This is a genomic window from Enterobacter cloacae complex sp. IR5418, from assembly GCF_049238105.1.
Lineage (GTDB): Bacteria > Pseudomonadota > Gammaproteobacteria > Enterobacterales > Enterobacteriaceae > Enterobacter > Enterobacter hormaechei.
Genome location: NZ_JBMKHS010000013.1, coordinates 80,901 through 107,182 on the forward strand (window position 1 = coordinate 80,901; position 26,282 = coordinate 107,182).

31 protein-coding genes and 1 pseudogene are annotated in these 26,282 nt (G+C 53.5%); 19 read left to right on the forward strand and 13 right to left on the reverse strand.

Going from position 1 to position 26,282, the window contains the following annotated elements; genetic code table 11:
• Positions 1-30: 30 nt before the first annotated feature.
• From flgA to flgN, 3 genes are all read left to right on the forward strand, one after another.
• Positions 31-690, forward strand: a complete 660-nt coding sequence (flgA, locus tag ACOTX7_RS12480; RefSeq protein ID WP_221255793.1) for a flagellar basal body P-ring formation chaperone FlgA — start codon at positions 31-33, stop codon at positions 688-690.
• A 93-nt stretch (positions 691-783) separates the two neighbouring features.
• Positions 784-1,077 (forward strand): flagellar biosynthesis anti-sigma factor FlgM, encoded by a 294-nt coding sequence (gene flgM, locus ACOTX7_RS12485; protein WP_003858002.1) that lies wholly within the window; start codon positions 784-786, stop codon positions 1,075-1,077.
• A 4-nt stretch (positions 1,078-1,081) separates the two neighbouring features.
• Positions 1,082-1,507 (forward strand): flagella biosynthesis chaperone FlgN, encoded by a 426-nt coding sequence (gene flgN / locus ACOTX7_RS12490; RefSeq protein WP_421626087.1) that lies wholly within the window; start codon positions 1,082-1,084, stop codon positions 1,505-1,507.
• Between the two features lie 59 nt (positions 1,508-1,566).
• Here flgN and murJ read toward each other — a convergent pair whose 3' ends face one another.
• From murJ to rimJ, 4 genes are all read right to left on the reverse strand, one after another.
• The gene (gene murJ, locus ACOTX7_RS12495; protein ID WP_039273546.1) at positions 1,567-3,102 is read right to left on the reverse strand and encodes a murein biosynthesis integral membrane protein MurJ; all 1,536 of its coding nucleotides are present in this window, start codon (positions 3,100-3,102) and stop codon (positions 1,567-1,569) included.
• 129 nt (positions 3,103-3,231) lie between these two features.
• Entirely contained in the window at positions 3,232-4,155 is a 924-nt protein-coding gene (locus tag ACOTX7_RS12500) for a Gfo/Idh/MocA family protein (RefSeq protein WP_047353551.1), read from the reverse strand.
• Between the two features lie 2 nt (positions 4,156-4,157).
• Entirely contained in the window at positions 4,158-4,808 is a 651-nt protein-coding gene (locus tag ACOTX7_RS12505; RefSeq protein WP_221255792.1) for a YceH family protein, read from the reverse strand.
• Between the two features lie 10 nt (positions 4,809-4,818).
• Complete coding sequence (gene rimJ / locus ACOTX7_RS12510) at positions 4,819-5,403, reverse strand: ribosomal protein S5-alanine N-acetyltransferase (RefSeq protein WP_047353553.1); 585 nt, start codon at positions 5,401-5,403, stop codon at positions 4,819-4,821.
• 236 nt (positions 5,404-5,639) lie between these two features.
• On the opposite strand from rimJ, the gene mdtH reads away from it, so the two are divergent.
• The 9 genes from mdtH to ACOTX7_RS12555 all read left to right on the forward strand — a co-directional run bounded on the left by mdtH (position 5,640) and on the right by ACOTX7_RS12555 (position 12,304).
• A complete protein-coding gene (gene mdtH / locus ACOTX7_RS12515) occupies positions 5,640-6,848 on the forward strand; it encodes a multidrug efflux MFS transporter MdtH (RefSeq protein WP_221255791.1) in 1,209 nt (402 codons plus the stop codon).
• Positions 6,849-6,947: 99 nt separating this feature from the next.
• Positions 6,948-7,508, forward strand: coding sequence for a lipoprotein (locus tag ACOTX7_RS12520; RefSeq protein ID WP_221255790.1), 561 nt, complete (start codon positions 6,948-6,950; stop codon positions 7,506-7,508).
• A 128-nt stretch (positions 7,509-7,636) separates the two neighbouring features.
• Complete coding sequence (pyrC, locus tag ACOTX7_RS12525; RefSeq protein ID WP_221255789.1) at positions 7,637-8,683, forward strand: dihydroorotase; 1,047 nt, start codon at positions 7,637-7,639, stop codon at positions 8,681-8,683.
• A 74-nt stretch (positions 8,684-8,757) separates the two neighbouring features.
• Complete coding sequence (dinI, locus tag ACOTX7_RS12530; RefSeq protein ID WP_006809276.1) at positions 8,758-9,003, forward strand: DNA damage-inducible protein I; 246 nt, start codon at positions 8,758-8,760, stop codon at positions 9,001-9,003.
• A 274-nt stretch (positions 9,004-9,277) separates the two neighbouring features.
• The gene (bssS, locus tag ACOTX7_RS12535; RefSeq protein WP_006809277.1) at positions 9,278-9,532 is read left to right on the forward strand and encodes a biofilm formation regulator BssS; all 255 of its coding nucleotides are present in this window, start codon (positions 9,278-9,280) and stop codon (positions 9,530-9,532) included.
• A 115-nt stretch (positions 9,533-9,647) separates the two neighbouring features.
• Positions 9,648-10,766 carry an N-methyl-L-tryptophan oxidase gene (solA, locus tag ACOTX7_RS12540; protein WP_221255788.1) on the forward strand — a complete coding sequence of 373 codons (1,119 nt, stop codon included), beginning with the start codon at positions 9,648-9,650 and terminating at the stop codon, positions 10,764-10,766.
• Between the two features lie 50 nt (positions 10,767-10,816).
• Positions 10,817-10,930, forward strand: a complete 114-nt coding sequence (locus tag ACOTX7_RS12545) for a YceO family protein (protein WP_003858014.1) — start codon at positions 10,817-10,819, stop codon at positions 10,928-10,930.
• 227 nt (positions 10,931-11,157) lie between these two features.
• Positions 11,158-11,724 (forward strand): cytochrome b, encoded by a 567-nt coding sequence (locus ACOTX7_RS12550; protein WP_221255787.1) that lies wholly within the window; start codon positions 11,158-11,160, stop codon positions 11,722-11,724.
• A 1-nt stretch (position 11,725) separates the two neighbouring features.
• Entirely contained in the window at positions 11,726-12,304 is a 579-nt protein-coding gene (locus ACOTX7_RS12555) for a YceI family protein (RefSeq protein WP_006809280.1), read from the forward strand.
• A gap of 38 nt (positions 12,305-12,342) precedes the next feature.
• Here the strand turns inward: ACOTX7_RS12555 and ACOTX7_RS12560 are convergent, their stop codons facing one another.
• On the reverse strand, positions 12,343-13,392 hold the full coding sequence (locus tag ACOTX7_RS12560) for a rhodanese-related sulfurtransferase (protein WP_015570841.1): 1,050 nt from the start codon (positions 13,390-13,392) through the stop codon (positions 12,343-12,345).
• Between the two features lie 218 nt (positions 13,393-13,610).
• On the opposite strand from ACOTX7_RS12560, the gene ACOTX7_RS12565 reads away from it, so the two are divergent.
• The 3 genes from ACOTX7_RS12565 (at position 13,611) to ACOTX7_RS12575 (ending at position 16,368) form a co-directional block, all read left to right on the forward strand.
• Positions 13,611-14,537 carry a Kdo(2)-lipid IV(A) acyltransferase gene (locus tag ACOTX7_RS12565; protein ID WP_006809282.1) on the forward strand — a complete coding sequence of 309 codons (927 nt, stop codon included), beginning with the start codon at positions 13,611-13,613 and terminating at the stop codon, positions 14,535-14,537.
• A 141-nt stretch (positions 14,538-14,678) separates the two neighbouring features.
• The gene (mdtG, locus tag ACOTX7_RS12570; RefSeq protein WP_047353560.1) at positions 14,679-15,914 is read left to right on the forward strand and encodes a multidrug efflux MFS transporter MdtG; all 1,236 of its coding nucleotides are present in this window, start codon (positions 14,679-14,681) and stop codon (positions 15,912-15,914) included.
• Positions 15,915-15,993: 79 nt separating this feature from the next.
• On the forward strand, positions 15,994-16,368 hold the full coding sequence (locus ACOTX7_RS12575) for a MysB family protein (RefSeq protein WP_003858026.1): 375 nt from the start codon (positions 15,994-15,996) through the stop codon (positions 16,366-16,368).
• A 7-nt stretch (positions 16,369-16,375) separates the two neighbouring features.
• Here ACOTX7_RS12575 and ACOTX7_RS12580 read toward each other — a convergent pair whose 3' ends face one another.
• The 3 genes from ACOTX7_RS12580 to mdoG form a co-directional block, all read right to left on the reverse strand.
• On the reverse strand, positions 16,376-16,603 hold the full coding sequence (locus ACOTX7_RS12580; RefSeq protein WP_221255786.1) for a YceK/YidQ family lipoprotein: 228 nt from the start codon (positions 16,601-16,603) through the stop codon (positions 16,376-16,378).
• A gap of 62 nt (positions 16,604-16,665) precedes the next feature.
• Complete coding sequence (gene mdoH, locus ACOTX7_RS12585) at positions 16,666-19,194, reverse strand: glucans biosynthesis glucosyltransferase MdoH (protein ID WP_015570846.1); 2,529 nt, start codon at positions 19,192-19,194, stop codon at positions 16,666-16,668.
• On the reverse strand, positions 19,187-20,740 hold the full coding sequence (gene mdoG, locus ACOTX7_RS12590; RefSeq protein WP_221255785.1) for a glucan biosynthesis protein G: 1,554 nt from the start codon (positions 20,738-20,740) through the stop codon (positions 19,187-19,189). Before mdoG ends, mdoH begins: the two co-directional genes overlap by 8 nt.
• Before the next feature lie 255 nt (positions 20,741-20,995).
• Here mdoG and mdoC point away from each other — a divergent pair, with 255 nt between their 5' ends.
• Complete coding sequence (gene mdoC, locus ACOTX7_RS12595) at positions 20,996-22,135, forward strand: glucans biosynthesis protein MdoC (protein WP_221255784.1); 1,140 nt, start codon at positions 20,996-20,998, stop codon at positions 22,133-22,135.
• 41 nt (positions 22,136-22,176) lie between these two features.
• Here the strand turns inward: mdoC and ymdB are convergent, their stop codons facing one another.
• The 5 genes from ymdB to csgB all read right to left on the reverse strand — a co-directional run bounded on the left by ymdB (position 22,177) and on the right by csgB (position 24,613).
• Positions 22,177-22,713 carry an O-acetyl-ADP-ribose deacetylase gene (gene ymdB, locus ACOTX7_RS12600; RefSeq protein WP_006809289.1) on the reverse strand — a complete coding sequence of 179 codons (537 nt, stop codon included), beginning with the start codon at positions 22,711-22,713 and terminating at the stop codon, positions 22,177-22,179.
• 81 nt (positions 22,714-22,794) lie between these two features.
• Positions 22,795-23,115: a type 1 fimbrial protein gene (locus ACOTX7_RS12605; protein WP_205924095.1), complete on the reverse strand. Its 321-nt coding sequence runs from the start codon at positions 23,113-23,115 to the stop codon at positions 22,795-22,797.
• Positions 23,116-23,275: 160 nt separating this feature from the next.
• Positions 23,276-23,608, reverse strand: coding sequence for a curli assembly chaperone CsgC (csgC, locus tag ACOTX7_RS12610; protein ID WP_221255783.1), 333 nt, complete (start codon positions 23,606-23,608; stop codon positions 23,276-23,278).
• A 54-nt stretch (positions 23,609-23,662) separates the two neighbouring features.
• Complete coding sequence (gene csgA, locus ACOTX7_RS12615; RefSeq protein ID WP_006809292.1) at positions 23,663-24,118, reverse strand: curli major subunit CsgA; 456 nt, start codon at positions 24,116-24,118, stop codon at positions 23,663-23,665.
• Between the two features lie 39 nt (positions 24,119-24,157).
• Positions 24,158-24,613 carry a curli minor subunit CsgB gene (gene csgB, locus ACOTX7_RS12620; protein ID WP_000792383.1) on the reverse strand — a complete coding sequence of 152 codons (456 nt, stop codon included), beginning with the start codon at positions 24,611-24,613 and terminating at the stop codon, positions 24,158-24,160.
• An 88-nt stretch (positions 24,614-24,701) separates the two neighbouring features.
• Between csgB and ACOTX7_RS12625 the strand changes: the two genes are divergently transcribed.
• From ACOTX7_RS12625 to ACOTX7_RS12635, 3 genes and pseudogenes are all read left to right on the forward strand, one after another.
• The gene (locus tag ACOTX7_RS12625) at positions 24,702-25,058 is read left to right on the forward strand and encodes a hypothetical protein (RefSeq protein ID WP_221813566.1); all 357 of its coding nucleotides are present in this window, start codon (positions 24,702-24,704) and stop codon (positions 25,056-25,058) included.
• A 300-nt stretch (positions 25,059-25,358) separates the two neighbouring features.
• The gene (csgD, locus tag ACOTX7_RS12630; protein WP_221255782.1) at positions 25,359-26,009 is read left to right on the forward strand and encodes a biofilm master transcriptional regulator CsgD; all 651 of its coding nucleotides are present in this window, start codon (positions 25,359-25,361) and stop codon (positions 26,007-26,009) included.
• 4 nt (positions 26,010-26,013) lie between these two features.
• Positions 26,014-26,226 (forward strand): annotated as a pseudogene (locus ACOTX7_RS12635) (CsgE family curli-type amyloid fiber assembly protein); the annotation flags it as partial.
• Positions 26,227-26,282 lie beyond the last annotated feature (56 nt).

A 26,282-nucleotide genomic window follows, 5' to 3' on the forward strand; every position in this document is an offset into this window, starting at 1 on the left:
TGCTTAATTCTGGACATGGTGGAACGTGCGATGCGGACTTTTAAACGTGGCCTGGCGGCGACCCTACTGCTTTTAAGCCCTCTGGTGCAGGCGGAGGGGTTAGAGGACCAGCTCAATACATTTTTTGCGCAGAAGCTGGCCGGTTTTAGTGATGACGTACGCGTGACCGTGCGCACTCCGCCCAACCTTTACCCTTCCTGCGAAGCCCCGTCATTTAGCGTGACCGGCACTACCCGGCTATGGGGCAACGTGAACGTGCTGGCGCGGTGCGCCAATGAAAAACGCTATTTACAGGTTGCGGTTCAGGCGACGGGCAATTATGTTGTCGCAGCCGTTCCAATTCCCCGGGGCAGCCTGCTGCAACCTGACAACGTAACGCTGAAGCGAGGCCGCCTGGATCAGCTTCCACCGCGAACGATGCTGGATATTAACCAGGCGCAGGAGGCGGTGAGCCTGCGCGATGTCGCCCCTGGACAGGCGATACAGCTCTCCATGCTGCGTCAGGCGTGGCGGGTGAAAGCGGGTCAACAGGTGATGGTGGTCGCTAATGGCGAAGGCTTTAGTATCAACAGCGAAGGAAAAGCGCTGAATAATGCCGCAGTGGCGCAAAATGCCCGGGTCAGAATGTCCTCAGGCCAGGTGGTCAGCGGCACGGTCGGTCCTGATGGGAATATTCTGATTAACCTGTAATCTTTTTAAAGATTTCGCGGCGACTGCCGATAAATATTCAACAAATGATGATGTCAGGCGCAAACGCCGCGAACCCTCGATGAGGACAACACTATGAGCATTGATCGTACATCAGCCCTGAAGCCGGTTAGCACTGTACAACCTCGCGAAACGAATGAGGCTGCCCCGCAAAAAACGCGTCTGGAAAAAACGTCGACGGCTAACAGCACCAGCGTCACGCTGAGCGATGCGCAGTCGAAGCTGATGCAGCCAGGCAGCAGCGATATCAACATGGAACGTGTTGAAGCGCTGAAAACGGCTATCCGTAACGGCGAACTGAAAATGGATACCAGCAAAATCGCTGATGCGCTGATTCAGGACGCACAGAGTTTCCTCCAGAGTAACTAACCGTATGAGTCGACTGTCAGAAATACTGGATCAGATGACGGTGGTCCTGAACGACCTGAAAACGGTGATGGATGCAGAACAGCACCACCTCTCTTCTGGTCAAATCAACGGCAGCGCGTTGCAACGCATTACTGAAGATAAAAGCTCGCTGCTGGCGACCCTGGATTATCTGGAAAAACAGCGACGCGCTGAGCAAGACGCGAAACGCAGCGCCAATGATGAGATCAATGAACGCTGGCAGACCATTACAGAAAAAACCCAGCATCTTCGCGATCTCAACCAGCACAACGGCTGGCTGCTGGAAGGTCAGATTATCCGTAATCAGCAGGCGCTTGAAGTGTTAAAGCCCTATAAAGAGCCGGGGCTGTACGGTGCGGATGGTCAGACGGCCACGACACGTATCACGGGCGGGAAAAAGATTTCGATTTGACGCAGTAGCGGCACGTCATAAAACGGGGAGCACCTTCTGGTGAACTCCCCTTTTGGCGTTTATACCGTGCGGCGGGTGAACTCTTTCACCTTGAAGCCAAGCACCGCCAGCGTGGCAAAGTACGCCACCACACCGACGGCCACCACGGCCATCAGACGCATCAGGCGATAAGGCATGGTGCCCTGCGCCCAGTCAGGCATGACATACAACATGCCAACCAGCGCTGCCGCCATCACCACTACAGCAATCACCAGACGCAGCAGGAAGCTTGCCCAGCCCGGCTGCGGTGTGAAGATATCCTGCTTACGCAGTTGCCAGTACAGCAGCCCGGCGTTCAGACAGGCCGCCAGACCAATCGACAATGACAGACCCGCGTGTTTCAGCGGTCCGATAAACGCCAGGTTCATCAGCTGCGTCATGATCAGCGTCACAATGGCAATCTTAACCGGCGTTTTAATGTCCTGACGTGAATAGAAGCCCGGCGCCAGCACCTTCACGACAATCAGCCCCATCAGCCCCACCGAGTAAGCCACCAGCGCACGCTGGGTCATGGCGGCATCAAAGGCGGTGAATTTCCCATACTGGAACAGCGACACCGTCAGCGGTTTCGCCAGGATCCCCAGCGCCACCGCGCTTGGCAGCGCCAGCAGAAAACAGAGACGCAGCCCCCAGTCCATCAGGCGACAGTATTCGTCATGGTTGCCGCTGGCGAAACTTTTCGACAGGGACGGCAGCAGAATAGTCCCCAGCGCCACGCCCAGCACCCCGGACGGAAACTCCATCAGGCGGTCGGCGTAGTACATCCAGGATACTGAGCCAGACACCAGGAAAGAGGCGAAGATGGTATTAATGATCAGCGAGATCTGGCTGACGGACACGCCGAGTATCGCCGGTCCCATCTGTTTGATAACGCGCATTGCGCCCGCATCTTTGAAATTAATGCGCGGCAGAACCAGCATGCCGATCTTTTTCAGGTGCGGAAGCTGATAAGCAAGCTGTAACACCCCGCCGACGGTCACGGCCCAGGCCAGCGCCAGCACCGGTGGGTTAAAATGCGGCGCGGCGAAAAGCGCAAAGCCAATCATGCTGACGTTAAGGAACGTGGGGGCAAAGGCCGGAACGGAGAAGCGGTTCCAGGTATTCAGGATGGCCCCCACCAGCGACGCCAGTGAAATCAGCAGGATGTAGGGGAAGGTGATACGCAGCAGTTGCGTGGTCAGGGCAAATTTATCCGCCGTGTCCGCAAAACCCGGCGCCGTCACCATGATCACCCAGGGTGCTGCCAGCATCCCCAGAACGGTCACGATCGCCAGCGCCAGCGTCAGTAATCCGGAAACGTAGGCCACAAAGACGCGGGTGGCATCTTCGCCCTGTTTGCTTTTATATTCCGCGAGGATCGGGACAAATGCCTGCGAGAAGGCCCCTTCGGCAAAAATACGGCGCAACAGGTTCGGCAGCTTAAACGCGACGAAAAAGGCGTCGGTCGCCATCCCTGCACCAAATACCCTTGCCACAATGGCATCGCGCGCAAAGCCAAGCACGCGGGAAAACATGGTCATCGAGCTGACGGCCGCCAGCGATTTTAATAAGTTCATTAACGTGAAGTTCCACAACCCTACGGATTTGTAGGCCAGGTAAGCGAAAGCGCCACCCGGCAAAGCCAACAAGCGGCGCTTAGTCTAACCGGATTTCAACGAATTACTATCGGCAGATGTAACAGTGAATTATTCGCTCATGGCTTCGCGCCAGAGTCGTTCCACGATGCGCTGCGCCAGAATAGCCTGCTCCCCGGACGTTTCAGGAACTGTCTGATTCTGCACGCAGGTGATGAAGTGACGTGCGCAGCCCACAAAACCACGCTGCTCCAGCGTGCTCTGCCAGCCGGGAACGGGTAACGCGACCACGCCGCTGCCCTTCTCTTCCCGCCACTCTCGCATATCGGTAACGTCATACAGCGCCCCATCCGTTACGGCCTGCACGGACTCGCGCTGGCTGCCCGCCCGACGATGCATGCTGGTCGTTACCTGCAAATGCTCAACGGCAAAATGATGTTCGGCATAGACCATCTCACCCTGCTCGTTGGTCAGGAGCGTGCCGCTTTGCAGCTGTGCATGTCCGTTACTCAGCCACAGGGCCGTATCCACGACGTGCAGATAATCATCCAGCAGCGTGAAGCGCAGATCGTTCGGCCCCACGCTGTCGGTACGGTGCTTATCCATACGCAGAGAGGCAAACGAGCCGGACCGGGCCTTAAGCTGCTGGTAGAGCGGCGCAAAACGGCGGTTGAAACCGACCATCAGCGTCAGCTTTTTCCGCGCGGCAAGCTCAATCAGACGTTCTGCATCCTGCACATTCTCCGCCAGGGGTTTATCCACGCAGACGTGAACGCCCGCATTCAGCAACTCGCTCACGACCTGGTAGTGCGTCGCGGTTGAGGTATGCACAAACACCGCATCACATTCACGGGCTAAATCCTGAAGCGAACCGGCATAAGGGATGCGCCAGGTTTTACAGATACGCTCTGCTTTCTCGCGGGTGGGCGACCACGCCCCTTGCAGCGTCCAGTCTGACGCGGCGCCTAAAACGGGCAGCCAGGCTTTTTGCGCAATCCCCCCCAGCCCCACGACACCTATACGTAATGTTGTCACGATTAATCTCCAAGATGTGCGAGTAACGCATCCAGACGCTGCTTCAGCCCGGCAACCTCGTCTTCCAGCGCGGCCACGCGCGCGGTCAGGCTGTCGTTTGACGCTGCCGTATCGGATTCTGCGGCCAGCGCAGAGGGCTCCACGTCGCCGCTAAACAGGTGCATATAGCGGCTTTCACGCTTGCCCGGCTCGCGGGCCAGACGGACGACGTAAGGACCGTCCTCGCGCGTGGCCAGCGCCTCCAGGGTATGCTCAACGTCCTGCATGTTCTGAAATTCATGCATGCGGGAGGCGCGGGTGCGCAGTTCGCCCGGCGTCTGCGCGCCGCGCAGCAGCAGCGTGGTGATAACCGCCACTTCTGCGGCGCTGAGTTTCAAATCGCCAAATTCAGAATTACAAAAGCGCTGTTCATATTTAGTGACGCGATTACCGAAACCGCTGACGGTGCGCAGGTAGTGGCGCTTCACCAGCGCATCAAGGATATCCTGCACTTCGTGTTCGCCCAGGTTCATCACCGGCTCACGGTTTGTCTTCTGGTTGCAGGCCATCGTGACGGCATTCACGGACAAAGGATACTGTTCCGGCGTCGTGACCTGCTTTTCCAGCAGGCAGCCGATCACGCGCGCTTCTGCGCCATTTAACTGATATTTCATTTTTTTCTCCTTAACGACCCGCGGTCCAGTCCTGCGTGGTGAGCGCGGTGAGCACATGGTCCCGCCACTCGCCGTCAATCAGCAGATAATCTTTGGCATAGCCCTCTTTCTCAAACCCCAGACGGGCCAGCAGATCTCCGCTGCGCTTATTGTGCGGCATGTAGTTCGCCATAATGCGATGGATATGTTGCGTGCGCTGCATGTAGCGAATCGCCGCCGTCAGCGCTTCAAACATAAGCCCCTGCCCCTGCCATTTCTGGCCGATGGAATACCCGAGATAGCAGGCGTGAAACGACCCGCGTACCACGTTTGAAAAATTGGCAATGCCAACGATCTCTTTCTCTTCAGGGTCGAGAAGCGCGAAATAAAACGCACTTCCCTGTTTGTGAAATTCCGCAATCATACTGAGGCGCGCCTGCCAGCCGGAGGGGTAGCAGTGGCTCTCGTCCCGAACGGGTTCCCAGGGTTTTAAAAACTGGCGATTCTCGGCGTAATAATCCGCCAGACGCCAGGCATCACGCTCATGCACCAGACGAACGACCAGCCTGTCCGTCGTCAGACGCACTTTTGGCACATTACTGCGATAGCCAAACATCGATACCACTCCTTCCCGTCGCTTCTGCTCTGCCTGTTATCTTTACTATACCTGCGCCGGTGCCTTCTGTGAAAACAGTGACATACCATTTTGATCGCTTTTCACATTTTTCGATGAGAACTCTCTATCAAAGCACCTTTTTGATAAAAAAATATTGTCGCCAGCGGGTATGGGAAAAAGCGTGGCGACACCGCAGAATGTTAACGTGCTCACCTTTTATTTTCCCTGGAGGGAAAATGTCCCGCGTATCACAGGCCAGGAGCCTGGGTAAATATTTCCTGCTCGTCGATAACATGCTGGTCGTACTCGGCTTTTTTGTCGTTTTTCCGCTTATATCGATTCGTTTTGTCGATCAAATGGGCTGGGCGGCGTTGATGGTCGGGATCGCGCTGGGCTTACGCCAGTTTGTACAACAGGGTCTGGGCGTGTTTGGCGGCGCAATAGCCGATCGCTTCGGCGCGAAACCGATGATCGTCACCGGCATGCTGTTACGTGCGGCGGGATTCGCCACCATGGCCATCGCTCATGAACCCTGGCTACTGTGGTTCTCCTGTTTCCTTTCCGGAATTGGCGGCACCCTTTTCGACCCACCGCGTACCGCGCTGGTGGTCAAGCTTATCCGTCCGCAACACCGGGGCCGCTTCTTCTCAATTTTGATGATGCAGGACAGCGCCGGTGCGGTCGTGGGCGCTCTGCTGGGAAGCTGGCTGCTGCAATACGATTTCCGTCTGGTCTGCGCCACCGGCGCGGTACTGTTTATTCTCTGCGCGCTGTTTAACGGTCTGTTCCTCCCGGCGTGGAAGCTGTCGACGGTTAAAGCGCCAGTGCGGGAAGGGCTTGACCGCGTGCTGAGCGATAAACGCTTCGTCACGTATGTGTTAACGCTGACCGGGTACTACATGCTCGCCGTGCAGGTCATGCTGATGCTGCCGATTATGGTTAACGATATTGCAGGCACACCCGCAGCGGTGAAATGGATGTATGCCATTGAAGCCTGCCTCTCTTTGACCCTGCTCTATCCAATTGCCCGCTGGAGCGAGCGCCGCTTCCGGCTTGAGCACCGTCTGATGGCCGGACTGCTGCTGATGACGCTGAGCATGATGCCCATCGGTCTGGTGAGTTCGCTTCAGCAACTGTTTATGCTGATCTGCACTTTCTACATTGGCTCAATCATTGCCGAGCCAGCCCGTGAAACGCTGAGCGCGTCACTTGCCGACGCCCGGGCCCGTGGCAGCTACATGGGGTTCAGCCGTCTCGGACTGGCGCTTGGCGGCGCACTGGGTTATACCGGTGGCGGCTGGCTGTTCGATGCCGGAAAAGCGCTTCATCAGCCGGAACTGCCGTGGGTCATGCTCGGCAAGGTCGGCTTTATGACGCTGATTGCCCTCTGGTGGCAGTTCAGTGATAAACGCAGCACCCGCGGGATGCTGGAGCCTGGCGCATAGCCTCCTTTCACTATCAGTTTTTTCTGCTGGTTTCTGTAGGATCACCCTGACATACTGGCGTATCAGGACAGATGCGCCGATTTTATGTTGAGGAACGCCATGAAAAAGATCGTTATTGCCGCTGCGTTAATTGTCAGTGGTCTGCTGGTGGGTTGTAACCAGCTTACGCAGTACACCGTCAGTGAGCAGGAGATTAATCAGGCGCTGGAAAAACATAATAACTTTTCAAAAGATATCGGCGTACCCGGCCTTGCGGATGCGCATATCGTCCTGACGAATCTCGCCAGCCAGATTGGGCGCGAAGAGCCGAACAAAGTCACCCTTTCCGGCGATGCCAGCCTGGACATGACCTCGCTCTTCGGCAATCAGAAAGCGGACATCAAGCTGAAGCTCAAGGCGCTGCCGGTGTTCAATAAAGAGAAAGGGGCAATTTTCCTGCAAGAGATGGAAATCGTCGATGCAGTAGTGACGCCGGATAAAATGAAACCGGTGCTGCAAACGCTGATGCCTTATCTCAACCAGTCGTTGCAGAACTACTTTAACCAACAGCCTGCCTATGTTCTGAGCGAAGACAAGAGCAAAGGCGAATCTCTGGCGAAAAAACATGCCAAAGGGATAGAGGTGAAACCGGGTGAAATCATCATTCCTTTCACCGACTAAACATGACGGGCGCTGAGGCGCCCGTTTTTTTTAACGGAATAGTGTGCAAACGAAAACGTTTCCGCTTATGATTTGTGTCCGGCAAAAACAGCCATCTTATGACTGATCCCTTTCAAGCCGGAGCTTCCATGACTGTACAATCCCAGGTTCTCAAAATCCGCCGCCCAGACGACTGGCATATCCATCTTCGTGATGGCGACATGCTGAAAACCGTCGTGCCGTATACCAGCGAAATTTATGGCCGTGCGATTGTTATGCCTAACCTGGTTCCGCCAGTCACTACCGTCGAGGCCGCGATTGCCTATCGCCAGCGTATCCTTGATGCCGTTCCGGCCGGGCACGATTTTACCCCGTTAATGACCTGCTACCTGACGGACTCGCTGGATCCCAATGAGGTTGAGCGCGGGTTTAACGAAGGTGTGTTCACCGCCGCGAAGCTCTACCCGGCGAATGCCACCACCAACTCCAGCCATGGGGTGACCAGCATCGACGCCATCATGCCCGTCCTGGAGCGTATGCAAAAACTGGGAATGCCGCTGCTGGTGCACGGGGAAGTGACCCACGCTGACATTGATATTTTCGATCGCGAAGCCCGTTTTATTGAAACGGTCATGGAGCCGCTGCGCCAGCGTCTGCCGGGGCTGAAAGTGGTGTTTGAACACATTACGACCAAAGATGCCGCAGAGTATGTCCGGGATGGCAATGAGCTGATTGCCGCCACCATTACCCCGCAGCACCTGATGTTTAACCGTAACCACATGCTGGTGGGCGGTGTTCGTCCACATCTGTATTGTCTGCCGATCCTCAAGCGCAATATTCACCAGCAGGCGTTGCGTGAGCTGGTTGCCAGCGGCTTCCCTCGCGCGTTTCTCGGCACGGATTCCGCCCCGCATGCCCGTCACCGTAAAGAGGCGAGCTGCGGCTGTGCAGGCTGCTTTAACGCGCCGACCGCCCTGGCAAGTTACGCAACCGTGTTTGAAGAGATGAATGCATTAGACTATTTCGAAGCCTTCTGCTCCCTCAACGGCCCACGTTTCTACGGTCTGCCCGTCAATGACACGTTCATTGAGCTGGAGCGTAAAGACAGCCAGGTTGAAGCATCGATTGCACTTACCGATGATACGCTGATCCCCTTCCTGGCCGGTGAAACCGTAAGCTGGTCGGTAAAACGCTAAAAAAATCGTCCCCCCTGTTGCCAAACAGACAAGATAACTGTATAAATAAACAGTATATTACACAGGGGGCATTTATGCGTATTGAAGTCACCATTGCCAAAACCACCGTCCTGCCTGCTGGCGCACTCGACGCTCTGGCAGGTGAGCTATCCCGACGTATTAACAGCACTTTTCCTGAAAACGATGGCGCCGTAACGGTACGTTATGCGACGGCAAACCATCTTTCCGTCATCGGCGGCGCGAAAGAAGATAAAGAACGTATCAGCGAAATTTTGCAGGAAACATGGGAAAGCGCCGACGACTGGTTCATCACTGATTAATATTTGCTCCCTCATTGTGTTTTTTTGCCGGGTCGCCCCGGCTTTTTTTCGTTTCGTCTTCTGAAAGTTCAAATTATTTCAGCATCTTCTTAGAAAATCGTGAACAAGATGGCGTTTTATTGTTCGAACAATCCTAAAAAGCAGAAAAATGTGTTGCTACCCGTTTATTTTTTCCTTCTTAACCCTTATTAATTGATATACTGAAATTGCTTTCAGAAAAACATGCATTGAACCTCAAAGTCGTTGTCTTCTAACACGCATTAAGGGGGTTATAATGGAAAAGAATAGTGATGTCATCCAGACCCATCCGCTCGTTGGCTGGGATATCAGCACCGTAGACAGCTACGATGCGCTGATGCTGCGTTTGCACTACCAGACCCCAAATCAGCAAAACCGTGATGAAGCGGAAGTTGGACAGACGCTGTGGCTTACAACAGACGTCGCCCGTCAGTTTATCTCTATTTTGGAAGCAGGCATTGCAAAAATAGAATCTGGCGACTATCAGGAAAATGAGTATAAACGGCATTAACCCTTATGCTCCTTTTCACTCAACAGGCACCCTCGCGGTGCCTTATTTATTTCGTTCTTGTATAAGCCCCCATAGTTAATTACTCTGCTAACAAAGCGTTAGTAAAGAGAAGCCTATGAAATACGATTTGATCATTATCGGAAGCGGCTCCGTAGGATCTGCCGCCGGTTATTACGCAACGCAGGCGGGCCTGAAAGTGCTGATGATTGATGCCCACCTCCCTCCCCACTCTGAAGGAAGCCATCACGGCAATACCCGTCTGATCCGTCACGCTTACGGTGAAGGTGAACGTTATGTACCGCTGGTGCTTCGGGCTCAGACGCTGTGGGATGAGCTGGCCGCACTCACCGAAGAACGCATTTTTGAGCGCACCGGGATCATTAACCTTGGTCCAGCCAACTCCACGTTTCTGGCGACCGTCGAGGAGAGCGCGAAAGCCTACCGCCTGGACGTCGAGCGTCTGGATGCGAACGGCATCATGGCGCGCTGGCCGGAAATTTCTGTCCCGGAAGACTACATTGGATTGTTTGAAGCCAATTCCGGGGTACTGCACAGCGAAACGGCCATTAAAACCTGGATTGATCTCGCCGCTAAAGCGGGCTGCGCGCAGTTGTTCAACTGTCCGGTCACGGGTATCACCCACCATGTGGAAGGTTCCACCGTCAACACCTCTGAGGGTGAATATACCGCCACGCGCCTGCTGGTGAGTGCGGGAACGTGGGTGACGAAACTGCTGCCGGACCTGCCCATTCAGCCGGTGCGCAAAGTCTTCTCATGGTTCCAGTCGGACGGGCGTTACAGCAGCCAGAACAAATTCCCGGCGTTTACCGGCGAGTTACCCAATGGCGATCAGTTCTACGGTTTCCCCTCTGAAAAAGACGCGCTCAAGATTGGCAAACATAACGGCGGACAGGTCATTTCCTCCGCGGAAGAACGCAAGCCATACGGCGCTTATGCGCAGGATGGTTCCGAAGCCTTCACGTTCCTGCGAAATATCCTGCCAGGCGTAGGCGGGTTGCTTTACGGCGCAGCGTGCACCTACGACAACACGCCGGATGAAGACTTCATCATCGACACCCTGCCCGGACACGACAACACCCTGCTTGTAACCGGGCTTAGTGGTCACGGGTTTAAATTTGCCTCGGTGTTAGGGGAAATTGCCGCCCAGTTTGCTCAGGGGATCACGCCTTCGTTTGATCTCAAGCCCTTCGCGCTCTCGCGCTTTAACCGATAATACCGCTCCAGGCTCCGAATAACCGGAGCCTGTTTAGCGAGAGGGGCGAGATGCGCAGACTGGTGAATTACCTCATTAATAACATCCGCGAGCATTTCATGCTCTACATTGTCCTTTGGTCGCTGCTGGCGATCATTGATGTCATTTATATTGTATTCTTCTGAAAAACCTCACTGACATTTATTGACACTCCTTTAAACTTATTTAACCTATAATTTTTAAAAAAACCTCACCTCAAATTTATTGAACGAAGCGATTGAAATACATTGCGGAAAAACATTCAAATTCGCTGAAATAAATTAAATAAAAAACATTATTCATTTTTTTCAGTTGCATTATTTATTTAATCCGGCCATTTTTATTGCTCAGTCATTTGAGAACGGAAATTCATATGCAATGGCGTAACTCCTCCAGCCGCTACGGAATAATATCCATGTGTTTACACTGGCTATTTGCACTTGCCGTCTATGCCATGTTTGGTCTCGGCCTCTGGATGGTGACATTAAGCTATTATGACGGTTGGTATCATCAGGCCCCCGAATTGCACAAAAGCATTGGGGTTCTGCTGATGATGGGTCTGGTTTTTCGCGTGATCTGGCGACATGTCTCTACGCCCCCTCCCGCCCCCAAAAGCCATGGCCGACTTACCCGCATAAGCGCTATTGGCGCACATATCGCTCTCTATGCCCTGCTGTTCGCCATTCTGATCAGCGGCTATCTCATTTCGACCGCAGACGGCAAACCGATCAGCGTGTTTGGGCTTTTTGACGTCCCTGCCACGCTGACTGACGCCGGTTCACAGGCTGACACCGCCGGTGTGGTTCATCTGTGGCTGGCATGGAGCGTAGTGATCCTGTCTGTCCTGCATGGCCTTGCGGCCCTGAAACACCACTTTATTGATAAAGACGATACGCTGAAGCGCATGCTAGGCCGTTCGTCAGTTGACTCTGGAGCATAAAATGAAAAAACGCCTGTTGGGTATCGCATTAGGTTCGCTGCTATTTACCACCGGTTCGGCCATTGCCGCTGACTATAAAATTGATAAGGAGGGTCAGCATGCCTTCGTCAATTTCCGTATTCAGCATCTGGGTTACAGCTGGTTATATGGCACATTCAATGATTTCGATGGCACATTTACTTTCGACGAGAAAAACCCTGCTGCCGATAAAGTGAACGTCACCATTAATACCAACAGCGTCGATACTAACCACGCCGAGCGTGATAAACATCTGCGCAGCGCTGAATTCCTGAACGTGGGTAAATTCCCGCAAGCTACTTTTGCGTCGACAGAAGTGAAGAAAGACGGTGATAAGCTCGCTATTACCGGTAACCTGACGCTGAATGGCGTGACGAAACCGGTCACACTCGATGCCAAATTAATGGGACAGGGCGACGATCCGTGGGGTGGCAAACGTGCTGGCTTTGAAGCCGCAGGCAAAATTCATCTGAAAGATTTTAATATCACCACCGATTTAGGCCCGGCATCGCAGGATGTGGAGTTGATTATTTCGGTGGAAGGCGTTCAGCAGAAATCATAAAACAGGCCCGGCAGGCTTTCGCGCCGCCGGGCAGTGTTTTACTCGGGGTCCGGAATACCCAGTTTGGTATTCAGTCGGCCCCGGGATTTATTAAAGATCTTGTTCCCGTTCTCGCGCCCGGCACGGCGGCGACGTTGCTCTTCTTCTGGCAAGATACTCTCTTCACTGCACAGCTCGCTACAGCAGCCATTAAATTTCTCGGCACATGCAGGGCACTGAATAAACAGCAGATGACACCCGTCGTTTTTGCAGTTGGTATGCGTGTCGCACGGCGTACCGCACTGGTGGCAGTGCGCGATCACGTCCTCGGAAATTCGCTCGCCCATACGCTCATCAAAAACAAAGTTCTTACCGATAAAACGCACCGGTAAACCCTGCTCACGAGCGCGGCGGGCATATTCAATGATCCCACCCTCAATGTGCCAGACTTTATTAAAACCGTTGTGCTTCATCCAGGCGCTGGCTTTTTCGCAGCGGATCCCCCCGGTGCAGTACATCACGATCTTTTTGTCTTTATGCTCCTGCATCATCTCAACGGCTTTCGGCAGTTGTTCGCGGAAGGTATCGGCAGGAATTTCCATCGCATTTTCGAAGTGCCCCACTTCATATTCGTAGTGGTTACGCATATCGATGAACACCGCATCCGGATCGTCGAGCATGGCGTTCACTTCAGCGGCCTTGAGGTACTCCCCCACATTAGCGGCATTGAAGCTCGGATCGTCAATACCATCCGCCACAATACGCTCACGCACTTTCATGCGCAGCACCCAGAATGATTTGCCGTCATCATCCAGCGCAATGTTCAGGCGTAAGCCGTTAAGCGCCGGATCAAATCCGTAGAGGAGATCGCGAAAGGCGCTGACTTTGCTTTCCGGCACGCTGATTTGCGCGTTAATCCCCTCACGCGCCAGATAGACGCGGCCAAACACATTCAGGGCGGTGAATGCCTGGTAAAGCGCATCGCGGGTCGCCTGTGGATCGTCGATGGTGAAATATTTATAGAAAGAGATTGTCGTGCGCGGTTCGGTTTCGGCCAACATGCGCGCTTTCAACATCTCATTCGAAACGCGGTTGTGTAACACTGGCATGGTGTACAAGTCCTGCAATCGTTGAGAAATAAAAATCGGTCGGCATCATATAGCAAACAAAGACAATTTACATCCACACAATTTACGCTACATTTCAGTCAATCTGATAAATCATACTTAACAGTTGCCTGTTCTTTCAGGTTTCGATGACAGACATTTTGGCTATGCCCTAAAAAATGAGACAATAGCCCTTCAGGACGTTAGAACACAGGACAGACATGACCCAGTTACCGAAATTTACTGCCGCGCTTTTGCACCCCCGCTATTGGTTAACATGGTCAGGCATTGGCTTGTTGTGGCTTATTGTACAGCTGCCTTATCCCGTCATTTTCCGCATGGGTAAAGGACTGGGCCGCATTGCTCAACAGGTTATGAAACGTCGCGCCAGGATCGCCTACCGCAACCTTGAGCTTTGCTTTCCTCATATGAGCGAATCTGAGCGCCACGACATGGTGGTTAAAAACTTCGAATCGGTCGGCATGGGGCTGATGGAGACCGGTATGGCCTGGTTCTGGTCGGATAAGCGCATGGCGCGCTGGACGGAAGTGGCCGGGACCGGCATGGATCCGGTGCATACTCTTCAGGCCAACCAGACTGGCGTCCTGCTGATTGGCGTTCATTTCCTGACGCTCGAAATTGGCGCGCGGATGTTCGGCATGCAGGCGCCGGGTATTGGCGTTTATCGTCCTAACGATAATCCGGTAATCGATTTGATCCAGACCAACGGACGCATGCGCTCCAATAAAAGCATGATCGACCGCAAAGACCTGAAAGGGATGATCCGCGCCCTGAAATCAGGTGAAGTGGTCTGGTATGCCCCGGATCATGACTATGGCCCGCAATCCAGCGTGTTTGTTCCGTTCTTTGCGGTGGACGATGCCGCGACGACGACCGGGACCTGGATGCTGGCGCGAATGTCCAAAGCGGCTATCGTGCCGTTTGTACCGCGCCGTAAACCAGACGGTTCAGGCTATCAGCTCATCATGCTGGAGCCGGAACTCGCGCCACCGCTGATTGATGCGGAAACCACCGCGCGGTGGATGAACGGCATTGTCGAAAAATGCATTATGCTCGCCCCGGAGCAGTACATGTGGCTGCATCGCCGCTTCAAAACCCGGCCTCAGGGCGTCCCTTCCCGGTATTAATCTGCATGCGGCCTTCCGGGCCGCATGTTGTTTTAGCTTTAAAAGCTCCCCGTCATTGCGGCAATCATACCCCAGGCGCATAATTAGCAGGCTTATTACCTCACTGTTTACGGTGCCCTGCACCTCATTATGCGGATAGTTATGTCCCCCACAGATGCCCCCATAAACTGGAAACGTAACCTGACGGTTGCGTGGCTGGGTTGTTTTCTTACTGGCGCCGCCTTTAGCCTGGTGATGCCCTTCCTGCCCCTCTACGTGGAACAGCTCGGCGTCACCGGTCATAGCGCACTGAATATGTGGTCCGGGCTGGTGTTCAGCATTACGTTCCTGTTCTCCGCCATTGCGTCGCCGTTCTGGGGTGGGCTGGCGGATCGTAAAGGCCGCAAAATTATGCTGCTGCGCTCCGCGCTCGGCATGGCGATCATTATGCTGTTGATGGGGGTGGCGCAGAACGTCTGGCAGTTCCTGATATTACGCGCGCTTCTGGGCCTGCTCGGGGGATTTATCCCTAACGCCAACGCCCTGATCGCCACCCAAATCCCGCGCCAGAAAAGCGGCTGGGCGTTGGGCACGCTCTCCACTGGCGGTGTCAGCGGCGCACTGCTGGGTCCGCTGGCAGGCGGGCTGCTGGCCGACCACTACGGGCTTCGGCCGGTATTCTTCATAACCGCCAGCGTGCTATTCCTCTGTTTCCTCGTGACGCTTATCTGCATCCGCGAGCATTTCACGCCCGTGGCCAAAAAAGAGATGCTGCACGCCCGTGATGTGCTGGCTTCGCTGAAAAACCCAAAGCTGGTGCTGAGCCTGTTTGTAACCACCATGATTATCCAGGTGGCCACCGGTTCAATCGCGCCGATTCTGACGCTCTATGTCCGCGACCTGGCCGGCAACGTCAGCAATATCGCCTTTATCAGCGGCCTGATCGCCTCTGTTCCCGGCGTGGCCGCGCTGCTGAGCGCACCGCGGCTCGGCAAGCTGGGAGATCGTATTGGCCCGGAAAAAATCCTGATCTGTGCCCTGATCGTCTCCGTCCTGCTGCTGATCCCCATGGCGATGGTGCAGACTCCGTGGCAGCTTGGCGTCCTGCGCTTCCTGCTGGGGGCTGCGGATGGCGCACTGCTTCCGGCTGTACAGACGCTGCTGGTCTATAACTCCACCAACCAGATAGCCGGACGTATTTTCAGCTACAACCAGTCGTTTCGCGATCTGGGTAACGTCACCGGACCGCTGGTGGGCGCGGGGATTTCGGCCAGTTTCGGTTTCCGGGCGGTCTTCATCGTGACGGCAGGCGTTGTGCTGTTCAACGCCGTTTATTCCTGGCTCAGTTTATCCCGGGCGTTACGCCCGGGGCGCATAACACAACATCGTGACGGCTAATTTACGCATTCATACTTGCAAAATCATATAATCAGCTATTCTTTCCCTGAATACCTTCACGAAAAACAGGGAGACACCAATGACCATGTACGCCACGCTGGAAGAAGCAATTGATGCCGCTCGCGAAGAGTTCCTCGCCGATAATCCCGGCATTGAGGAAGAAGATGCTGACGTGCAACAACTCAATATCCAAAAATACGTCCTACAGGACGGCGATATTATGTGGCAGGCCGAATTCTTTGCTGATGAGGGTGAAGATGGTGAATGTCTGCCAATACTGAGTGGTGAAGGTGCGCAGGCGGTTTTCGACGGCGACTATGACGAAATTGAGTTACGTCAGGAGTGGCTGGAAGAAAATACGCTGCACGAATGGGACGAAGGTGAGTTTCAGCTTGAACCGCCGCTGGATACCGAAGAGGGTCAGGCCGCAGCGGATGAATGGGACGAGCGATAAGCTGTCGTTACTTGTAAGGGCCGTGGCTGGCATCGATGGGCAGCAGTAGCGTGTCGAAAATCAGCGAAAACGGCAGATCGAGCACGGTGAGATAGCGCCATGCGGAATCACGAACATCCCACTGTACGCCGGGATAGTACTGATTCCCGTGGCCCTGCCCGGGGATGGTGCGGCTGATAATGCTGCCGCAGCCGCTGAGCAGGCATGCCATCATGACGACAATGATTACTTTCATTTCTGACCTCTAAAAAAATACCGGCGATTAAGCCGGTATTTTATTTGGCGGGTAAAGAAGCGTTACTTCGCCTTCAGTGCCAGCGGATTCAGCTTCACGTCCTTGTAGTAGTTCACCCACGAAGAGTATCTCTCCGGCGCGGACCACACGCGGTAATGAAGCCTTGCCATCGTCACCGGATCGCTCAGCAGCACCAGACGACGGTCGCGGTTAAGCTTTTCTGGCGTCTCGTTCAGCGCCTGCTCAACGTGGCGGTCGCGGGCAATCTCCAGCACCTGGCTGGCGCGGTGACGCGCCGTCGCCATTGCGGTTGCCAGCGCGTTGAATGACGGGTTAAACACGGCGTGCATAAAGCCATCATCCAGCGTGCGTTTGCGGTTCTGCTCCAGGTAGGTATCGGTATCCACCAGCACCTGCGGCGGAGAATACTCTTCCGGGATCAGGAACAGCTTCCAGCGTTTGGTACGCAGCCCCACCGTGGAACGGCTGGAGATCACCGACACAAATGGCGACAGGATCAGCGAGAAGACGATTGGCGCCAGCCAGAACAGGAAACGCAGATCCAGCCAGGCCATACCAACGGCCCACACCAGGCCCAGCAGCAGCTGAGAGCCGTGGCGCATAAAGGCTTCACTCCACGGCGTAGAGTCATCGTCACGCTGCGGGGAATTCCACACCACTTCCCATCCCAGGAACGCGCTCACCACGAACACCGTATGGAACAGCATACGCACCGGTGCCAGCAGAACCGAGAACAGCACTTCCAGCAGCAGGGAAAGGGTCACACGACAGAAACCACCGTACTCCTTCGAACCTTTGCACCAGATCAGAATGATACTGAGTAGCTTAGGCAGGAACAGCAGCACCATGGTCGACGCGAACAGCGCAATCGCCAGCTCCGGACGCCACTGCGGCCACACCGGGAACAGCTGGCGCGGTTGCAGGAAGTACTGTGGCTCCGTCAGGGCATGCACGACCTGCAACGCGGTTGAGAGCGCGAGGAACATAAACCACAGCGGTGCAGACAGGTAGGACATGACGCCCGTCAGGAACACCGCCCGGTGAACAGGGTGCATTCCTTTCACCAGGAACAGGCGGAAGTTCATCAGGTTACCGTGACACCAGCGGCGGTCGCGTTTGAGTTCATCCAGCAGGTTCGGCGGCAGCTCTTCATACGAGCCAGGCAGATCGTAGGCAATCCAGACGCCCCATCCTGCACGACGCATCAACGCCGCTTCCACAAAGTCATGCGACAGAATGGACCCGGCAAACGACCCTTCACCCGGCAGCGGTGCCAGGGCACAGTGCTCGATGAATGGCTTCACGCGGATAATGGCGTTGTGGCCCCAGTAGTGAGATTCACCCAGCTGCCAGAAGTGCAGACCGGCGGTAAACAGCGGGCCGTAAACGCGGGTCGCAAACTGCTGGCAGCGCGCATACAGCGTGTCCATACCGGATGCTTTTGGCGAGGACTGAATAATACCCGCGTTCGGGTTGGCTTCCATCAGACGGACCAGCCCGCTCAGGCAGTCGCCGCTCATCACGGAGTCCGCGTCCAGTACCACCATGTAGCTGTACTGGTTACCCCAGCGACGACAGAAGTCATCGATGTTCCCGCTCTTACGCTTCACACGACGACGACGACGGCGGTAGAAGATCTGCCCTTCGCCCTGCACTTCAGCAATCAACTCCATCCAGGCTTTTTGCTCTGCCACGCAGATATCCGGGTTGTAGCTGTCGCTCAGGATATAGACGTCGAAATGCGCTGCGTTACCGGTCGCCTTTACAGACTCCCACGTAGCACGCAGCCCGGCGAATACGCGGTCAACGTCTTCGTTACAGATAGGCATGATCAGCGCCGTGCGGTGCTCTGGGTTGAGGGGTTCATCCCCGACCGTCGACGCGGAAATGCTGTATTTGTCACGTCCCATCAGCAGTTGCAGGAAGCCCATCAGCGCTGTCCAGAACCCGGCAGAGACCCAACAGAACAGCACGGCGAACAGCAACAGGATGCCGCTCTGTAAAATATACGGCAGCAGCTGCATGAAGGAGACCCAGATATCCTGGCCAATCATGTCAGCAGGGTTAATCAACGCCCAGCCCTGGTACGGCAGAATGGTTTTCATGTACCAGGTGGCGACAACCGTCTGCGCCAGCGTCAGCAGCAGTAAAATGTAACGACGAATCGTTCCCACGGTACGCCATTTCTGCTCGGACGCCTGCTGTTCTTTGGTCAGACGTGACAGATAGCGCGGCGTCACGTCACGCCCACGCAGGCGATCCCAGAAGCGGCCCACCGGGTTGGTGCGCCACGGATCGGGGAACATAGAGGAACGCGTGGCCTTCGGCATCGCCTGTAGCTGGTCACGCCCTTCGTCATCCTTGATTAACTGCCCTTCTGCCAGCGAGTCCGGCCATGCCTGCTCCAGACGTGCCTTCACTGACCCCAGCGGCGTATCATCATCACGGGAAAAGTGACGATGTTCACCATCCAGCGCGGTGTGAACCGCGCGGATGTCGCTCGCAGGGAGTGCCGCTTTTTCAATGTCCGTCAGCGGCATGGCATCAATATATTCAGATGTATTATTCATTGGCAGGTAGCTGATAGCTCCAGGTTTCACTCAGCGGCTTATCGTTACTGACCAGCGCGGCGCGCATTTCAGTGGTCTGTTTCGGATCTTTCACCTTCACGCGCAGGGTCAGACGCCACCCTTTGGTGACCGGATTGTAGCGCACGGCGTTCTCAACGATTTCACCGTTATCGCCAATGCTGGCCTGTGCCGTCACGGCAGTATCCGGCGCCAGTTTTTTCATATCCTGGCCGGTGAAGTCCACGATAAACGCCAGCGTGCCATCCGGCTGACGAATCAGGTTGGACTGCTTCACGTCACCCGTCGAACGGCGCGTCTGCATCACATACGCGTTATCCGGTGCGTGCAGTTTGTCTTCGTCACGGCTGAAGGTGATCGCATACTTGAAGTTCATCTCTTTACCGGCTTCCGGCAGCTGATCCGGGGTCCAGTACGCTACGATGTTATCGTTGGTTTCATCGTTGGTTGGAATTTCAACCAGCTCAACCTTACCTTTACCCCAGTCGCCTTTCGGCGTAACCCAGGCGCTTGGGCGCAGATCGTAGCGGTCATCCAGATCTTCAAAGCGGGAGAACTGACGGCCACGTTGCAGCAGACCAAAGCCCTGCGGGTTTTCCATCGCAAAGCTGCTGACGGCGAGATGTTTCGGGTTGTTCAGCGGACGCCAGATCCACTCACCGTTACCCGCATGGATGGAAAGGCCATTGGAATCATGCAGTTCAGGACGGAAGTTGGTCGCCGGAGAAGGCTGGTTCGGCCCGAACAGGAACATGCTGGTCAGCGGCGCGACGCCCAGTTTGCCCACTTTATCGCGCAGGTAAACTTTAGACTGCACGTCAACGACCGTGTCACGCCCAGGCATGATCACGAAGCGATAAGCGCCTGTCGCACGAGGGGAGTCCAGCAGCGCATAAATTGTCAGACGTTTGTCGGTTGGTTTTGGACGTTCGATCCAGAACTCGCGGAAACGTGGAAATTCTTCACCTGATGGCAGCGCGGTATCAATTGCCAGACCGCGCGCAGAAAGCCCGTACACCTGCCCCGCGCCAATCACGCGGAAGTAGCTGGCGCCAAGCATGCTGACGATTTCGTCGTTTTTATCTTTGCTGTTAATTGGGTAAAGCACTTTGAAGCCGGCAAAGCCGAGGTCTTTCACTGTGTCTTTATCGTGTTGCACATCGCCAAAATTGAAATAATCCGGGCTGTACTTGATTTTGCGTACCGCGGTCGCCGTCACTTCATTGATGGCAACCGGCGTGTCGAAGTACATACCCTGGTGGTAAAATTCAAGCTTGAACGGGGTTTTAATATTGTTCCAGTACGCTTTATCGTGATTGAACTGGATCTGCTGATAGTCCGCGTATTTCATGTCGCGGAAAACGGAGGGCAGGTTACTTTTTGGCGCTTCGTAGCTCTTGCCCGCCATCGATTTAGCCTGTTTTGCGACGTCATCGATGTTAAAGGCCAGTGCAGATGAGGTATACAGTGACAACAGCACTGTTACACCCAACCAACGCATTTTCATCATTTGTGGTTTATGTTTCATAATAAGTAAGCACTTCCCCCTTTGTGTGCTTATATCGATCCGATCCATTTTAATGGAAACTCAGGCAATCCGACAACATTATCACTGCTTTGTTCAGCTCGCTGGCTCATGGATTAAGCAAATGAAAGAACCCGCATTTCACTTTGCGTGCTTATCCTGGAGACAGGGTGTCGGTCTTGGTGTAGGGTTGGCTCCGAATGTAACCATTATGAGCCTTAGGGATAAGGCGAAAAGTCTGAGAATGCGCAAAGTTATATGAGCACAACCCCTGTACAACGTGAATATTTCCTCGACTCGATCCGCGCATGGCTCATGCTATTGGGGATCCCTTTTCATATTTCACTGATCTATTCCAGCCACACCTGGCACGTGAACAGCCAGCTGCCCTCCTGGTGGCTAACGCTGTTTAACGATTTTATTCATGCCTTCCGCATGCAGGTGTTTTTTGTCATTTCCGGCTATTTCTCTTATATGCTCTTCTTGCGCTATCCCCTGAAGCGGTGGTGGAAAGTGCGCGTGGAGCGCGTGGGTATACCGATGCTGACGGCCATCCCGCTGCTGACGCTGCCGCAGTTCATCATGTTGCAATATGTGAAAGGCAAGGCGGAAAACTGGCCGAATCTCTCCCTCTATGAGAAATACAATACCCTGGTCTGGGAGCTGATCTCGCACCTCTGGTTCCTGCTGGTACTGGTGGTGCTCACCACGGTGAGTTTGCTGATCTTCAGTCAACTGCGCCAGCGCGCGAGCACCGCGTCTTCGACCTTCTTCGGCAACATCACCCACGGCAAGCTGTCGCTGCTGTTTCTTGCGCTGGGCATCGCTTATGCCGCCGTCAGGCGTACCCTGTTCATTGTCTACCCACCCATTTTGAGCGATGGGCTGTTTAATTTCGTGGTGATGCAGACACTGTTCTATATTCCCTTCTTCCTGATTGGGGCGCTGGCATTTATTCATCCCCGGCTTAAACCGCTGTTTACTACCCCCTCCCCCTGGTGTGCAGTGGGTGCCGCGCTGGCCTTTGCCGCCTATCTGCTCAATCAGCGCTACGGCAGCGGCGACGCATGGATGTATGAGACGGAGAGCGTGATAACGATGCTGATGGGGCTGTGGATGGTGAACGTGGTGTTCGCCCTGGGCCATCGTCTGCTGAATTTTAAGTCCAGTCGCGTAACCTATTTCGTTAATGCGTCGCTGTTTATCTACCTGGTTCACCATCCGCTGACGCTGTTTTTCGGCGCATACATTACGCCGCATATCGCCTCGAATGCGCTGGGCTTCTTCACCGGCCTGGTCTTTGTGGTTGGCATTGCTATCGTGTTGTATGAAATCCACCTGCGGATCCCGCTTTTGCGTTTCCTGTTCTCAGGCAAACCACAGGTTAAAGCGGAATAACAAAACGGCGCCTCCGGGGCGCCGTTTTTGCATTTCAGGCATCAAAATGCCTGGCTACGCTCGGTCAAAATCCGCTGATACAGGTCGGCGGTTTGCTCATCGAAACAGACGAAAATGACTTTTTCCGGCATGGGTTTGAGGGAAAGGTAGTGATAAACGGTATTCACGGCGATCGTTGCTGCCGCTTCCTTTGGATAACCGTACACCCCCGTGCTGATGGCGGGGAACGCCATGGTTTTATACCCGTTATCTGCCGCAAGCCGCAGGCAGTTACGATACGCCTGCTCCAGAATCTCAGCCTCATGGCGGTCGCCCCCGTGCCAGACCGGGCCAACGGTGTGGATCACCGCTTTGGCCGGGAGATCGCCCGCGAGCGTGATAACCGCATGCCCCGGGGGACACTCTCCCTGCTGCTGGCGCACGGTTTTGCATGCTTCGAGAAGCTGAGGACCTGCGGCCCGGTGAATGGCTCCATCCACGCCGCCCCCACCCAGCAGGGAGGAGTTGGCTGCGTTGACGATCACGTCAACGTGTACCGTCGTGATATCGCCATGAATAACGTCGATTTGCGGTCTCATAAAACACCCTCTGCAACCCGCCTTTTTCATAAGTGTATCGCAGAGGGAGAAGGAGAAAAACCGCCGCGAAAGAAACGGCCGCTAGCGGTAATCCACCTGAACGACCGCCAGCGTTTTCTTTTCATTCAGGTATTTCATGGTGACAGCGGCCAGTTCGGATTGCGTACGATGGCCCCGGAGCGCTTCGTCATAACTGATAGTATGCGTTTCCATACGGTTATTTTTTGGACAGGAGATTGCAAACTGCTGATGCCGGGGCGTCACTTCGCACGGGTCAGCAACCACCGCGCCGCGAAAATGAATTACCCCGCCATTTACAAGGGTTGCTGAATAAGCCGGAGAAAAAAAAGAGGACAAAAGCAGTCCCAGACCAGAAATAATAGACGCTGCGGATTTGAACATTATTTGTACTCCTCAATGTAATTCGTCCTTGAGGGGTAAAAACGCTCCGTTATGACCTATGAAATATCAGTTTACGGAACCAAATTGCCGGGTTCTTGATATCAGCATAGCTTAACTGCGTAGCTCCGCCACTTTTATAAATCATTGATTTAATGAATGATTAAAGCGTGTGCATCGGTACGGTCCATTGCTGCGATAAATAGAGCGATTTTCCATCAGATACGGTGACAATTATTTTTACCGCATCCCCTGAGCGATTATTAAAACTGATTCGGCTTAAATCAATCGGCTGATTAGCGGGTATAAAAAGGGTATTTTTCTGCCGCGATGTACTTTTTCCCACCAGCCCCTCGCGAACAGATAACATCTCAACCTGGCATTCGCAGGCGTCCGCCAGGGTGACCTGAGGAATAATGGTTGTCATATTTTCCTGTTGTGACGTGCTGAACGTTATCTGGCTGGCAAGCGCGGCAAGGAGAATGAAGGTGCTCATGAGATCCTCCCGAAAAAAACAGGGCCTGTGCCCTGTTTTTGGATACAGAAAAAATCAGTACTGATGCGCGGTCGCGTTGTTGCCAAAGCCAACCTGATGCACAGTCACCGTTGAACCGGACGCCGTCTGGTCTACCGCCGCACCGTTGCCGCCGCCGAACTGTTTCACATTGATAACAGAGTCTTTGCTATTCCACTGGTCGATGGTGGCGCTGTTACCAAAGCCTTTTTGCAGCAGATCGATAGAGCTGTCATCAGATCCCTGTCCAACATCCGCGCCGTTACCGCCACCATGCTGGGTAATGGTCAATTCAGAATCTCTGGCGTCCGTCTGCAAAGCAAGCGCGGAGTTACCGCCGCCGTACTGGTAAATGCTCAGGGTTGAATCAGGGCCGTTATTACCGCCACCCCAACCACCACCGTGGCCGCCGCCAAATTGTGGTACCGCACCTGCGAAAGCACTGCCAGAAACGACGATTGCTGCAATAACTGCCACTTTGATAAGTTTCATGGTAAACCCCCATCGGATTGATTAAGGCGTCACACATCGCTAGCGTTGAATAACGCGAATAGCCATTTGCGACTGTCTCTGTACTACAACTGCTGTTTTCTGCGTACCATACTGCGTTATATTCGCCCTGTTACCCGAGCCTTTCTGGATAATCATGGCGGTGTTGCCAAAAGCGCCCTGCTTAATACTCGCATCGTTACCGTTGCCGGTCTGATCGATATAAGCAAGATTATACGTCCCTGACTGATCAACATTCGCTCGGTTATTCCCACCCTCCTGGGAAATAACGGACAGTAATTTAGAACCGCCCTGGCGAACGTCAGCATTATTACCTGAACCCTGTTGACCAATAATGGCTGCCTGATTGTATGAAGCTTTACTTAATTCATTTATCGCAAAATTATATTCAGAAGCGGCTAAATCTGAATCACCTGCGATGACATACCCAGGCGCACCCAGTAATGTAAACATCATAAACAACGTTTTGTTTTTCATGCTGTCACCCTGGACCTGGCGATTAAATAACTGTTCCGTTCTCCGCTAACGCGATTCATTTTGTTAACGCCGCGTTACGGAAAAGAGTATGTCTGCCGAAACATGTTTTATATCTCACCCGTGCGCCTTATTTTTATATTTTGATTCACCTCAAAGTCGTAAGTTCCGGCTAAAAACCCCTCCGCGCGCATCTGATGCGGAAAAACAGCCTTCTCCCGGCGCCTGTACAACAGCGAGGCTGGTTGTCCAACCTGTGTCAGCTTGTTCAGACAAAAACAACGGTGCCCTTGATCACGTGCGTGACACGAAGCAAGTTTTCTTAAGAAAACCGTCCGGCTTAGAGAAGTCTTACCTTTTTATCGACATTCATACTTTTTGCCGCTTGGCTTACAATAATATAAATCAAGATAATTCAATTAATTATAATATATTTCATGCATTTTAAAATGTGTGCACGTTTATACACCTGTACAACTTTCCCCTTATCTTTAAATCTATTGCGACCGTCAAATACACAAATTAATATTGAATTTTACATTATGTTACACCATTAACACTTGCTTTAAAGTTTGCAATAGCTAGATTGAAAACAGCAGTACGTTATTTGTTTTTTAAATTTACCGCCTCCTCTGGAGGAAGGTTTTTTAACTACACACAGCAGTGCCACACCTGTCAGTACTTCTGGTGCCCTTTACATAATACGAAGGGCAGCTGCCGGGTGTCATAAATAACGTGGGGTTTCATCATGTTTAATGAAGTCCATAGCTTACCCGGTCATACATTATTGTTGATCACCAAACCTTCCTTACAAGCGACAGCGTTATTGCAGCATTTAAAACAATGCCTGTCGCTTAACGGGAAACTGCATAATATTCAACGTTCTTTTGATGATATCGCTCCTGGCAGCATCATTCTTCTCGATATGATGGAAGCGGATAAAAAACTCATCCATTACTGGCAAGATAATTTAAGCAGGAAAAACAATAATATCCGCGTGTTGTTATTGAATACGCCTGATGAGTATCCTTTCCGCGAAATTGAGAGCTGGCCGCATATTAACGGCGTGTTTTACGTCACTGAAGAAGAAAACCGTGTCGTGGAGGGGTTGCAGGGCATATTGCGGGGGGAGTGCTATTTTTCGCAAAAGCTGGCCAGCTACCTTATTACCCACTCCGGAAATTATCGCTATAACAGTTCAGAATCGGCTCTTCTGACGCACCGTGAGAAAGAGATCCTGAACAAACTGCGTATTGGTGCTTCAAATATTGAAATCGCCCGTTCGTTATTTATCAGCGAAAATATGGTTAAGACGCATCTTTATAATCTTTTCAAAAAGATAGCTGTTAAAAATCGCACGCAGGCGGTGTCATGGGCAAACGATAACCTCAGGCGTTAATAGCATGAAACGCACGTTACGTTGGATTGCTGGCGCAGGTTTTATGCTTGCTGCCGGAAACCTTCAGGCTGTTGAGGTGGAAGTCCCCGGACTGTTGACCGACCACACCGTCTCCTCTGTCGGACACGATTTTTATCGTGCCTTCAGCGATAAGTGGGAAAGCGATTATCCGGGTAACTTAACCATCAACGAACGGCCCAGTGCACGGTGGGGAAGCGGCTTTGTTGAATAAATCAGATTTCGGGTAAGTCTCCCCCGTAGCGGGTTGTGTTT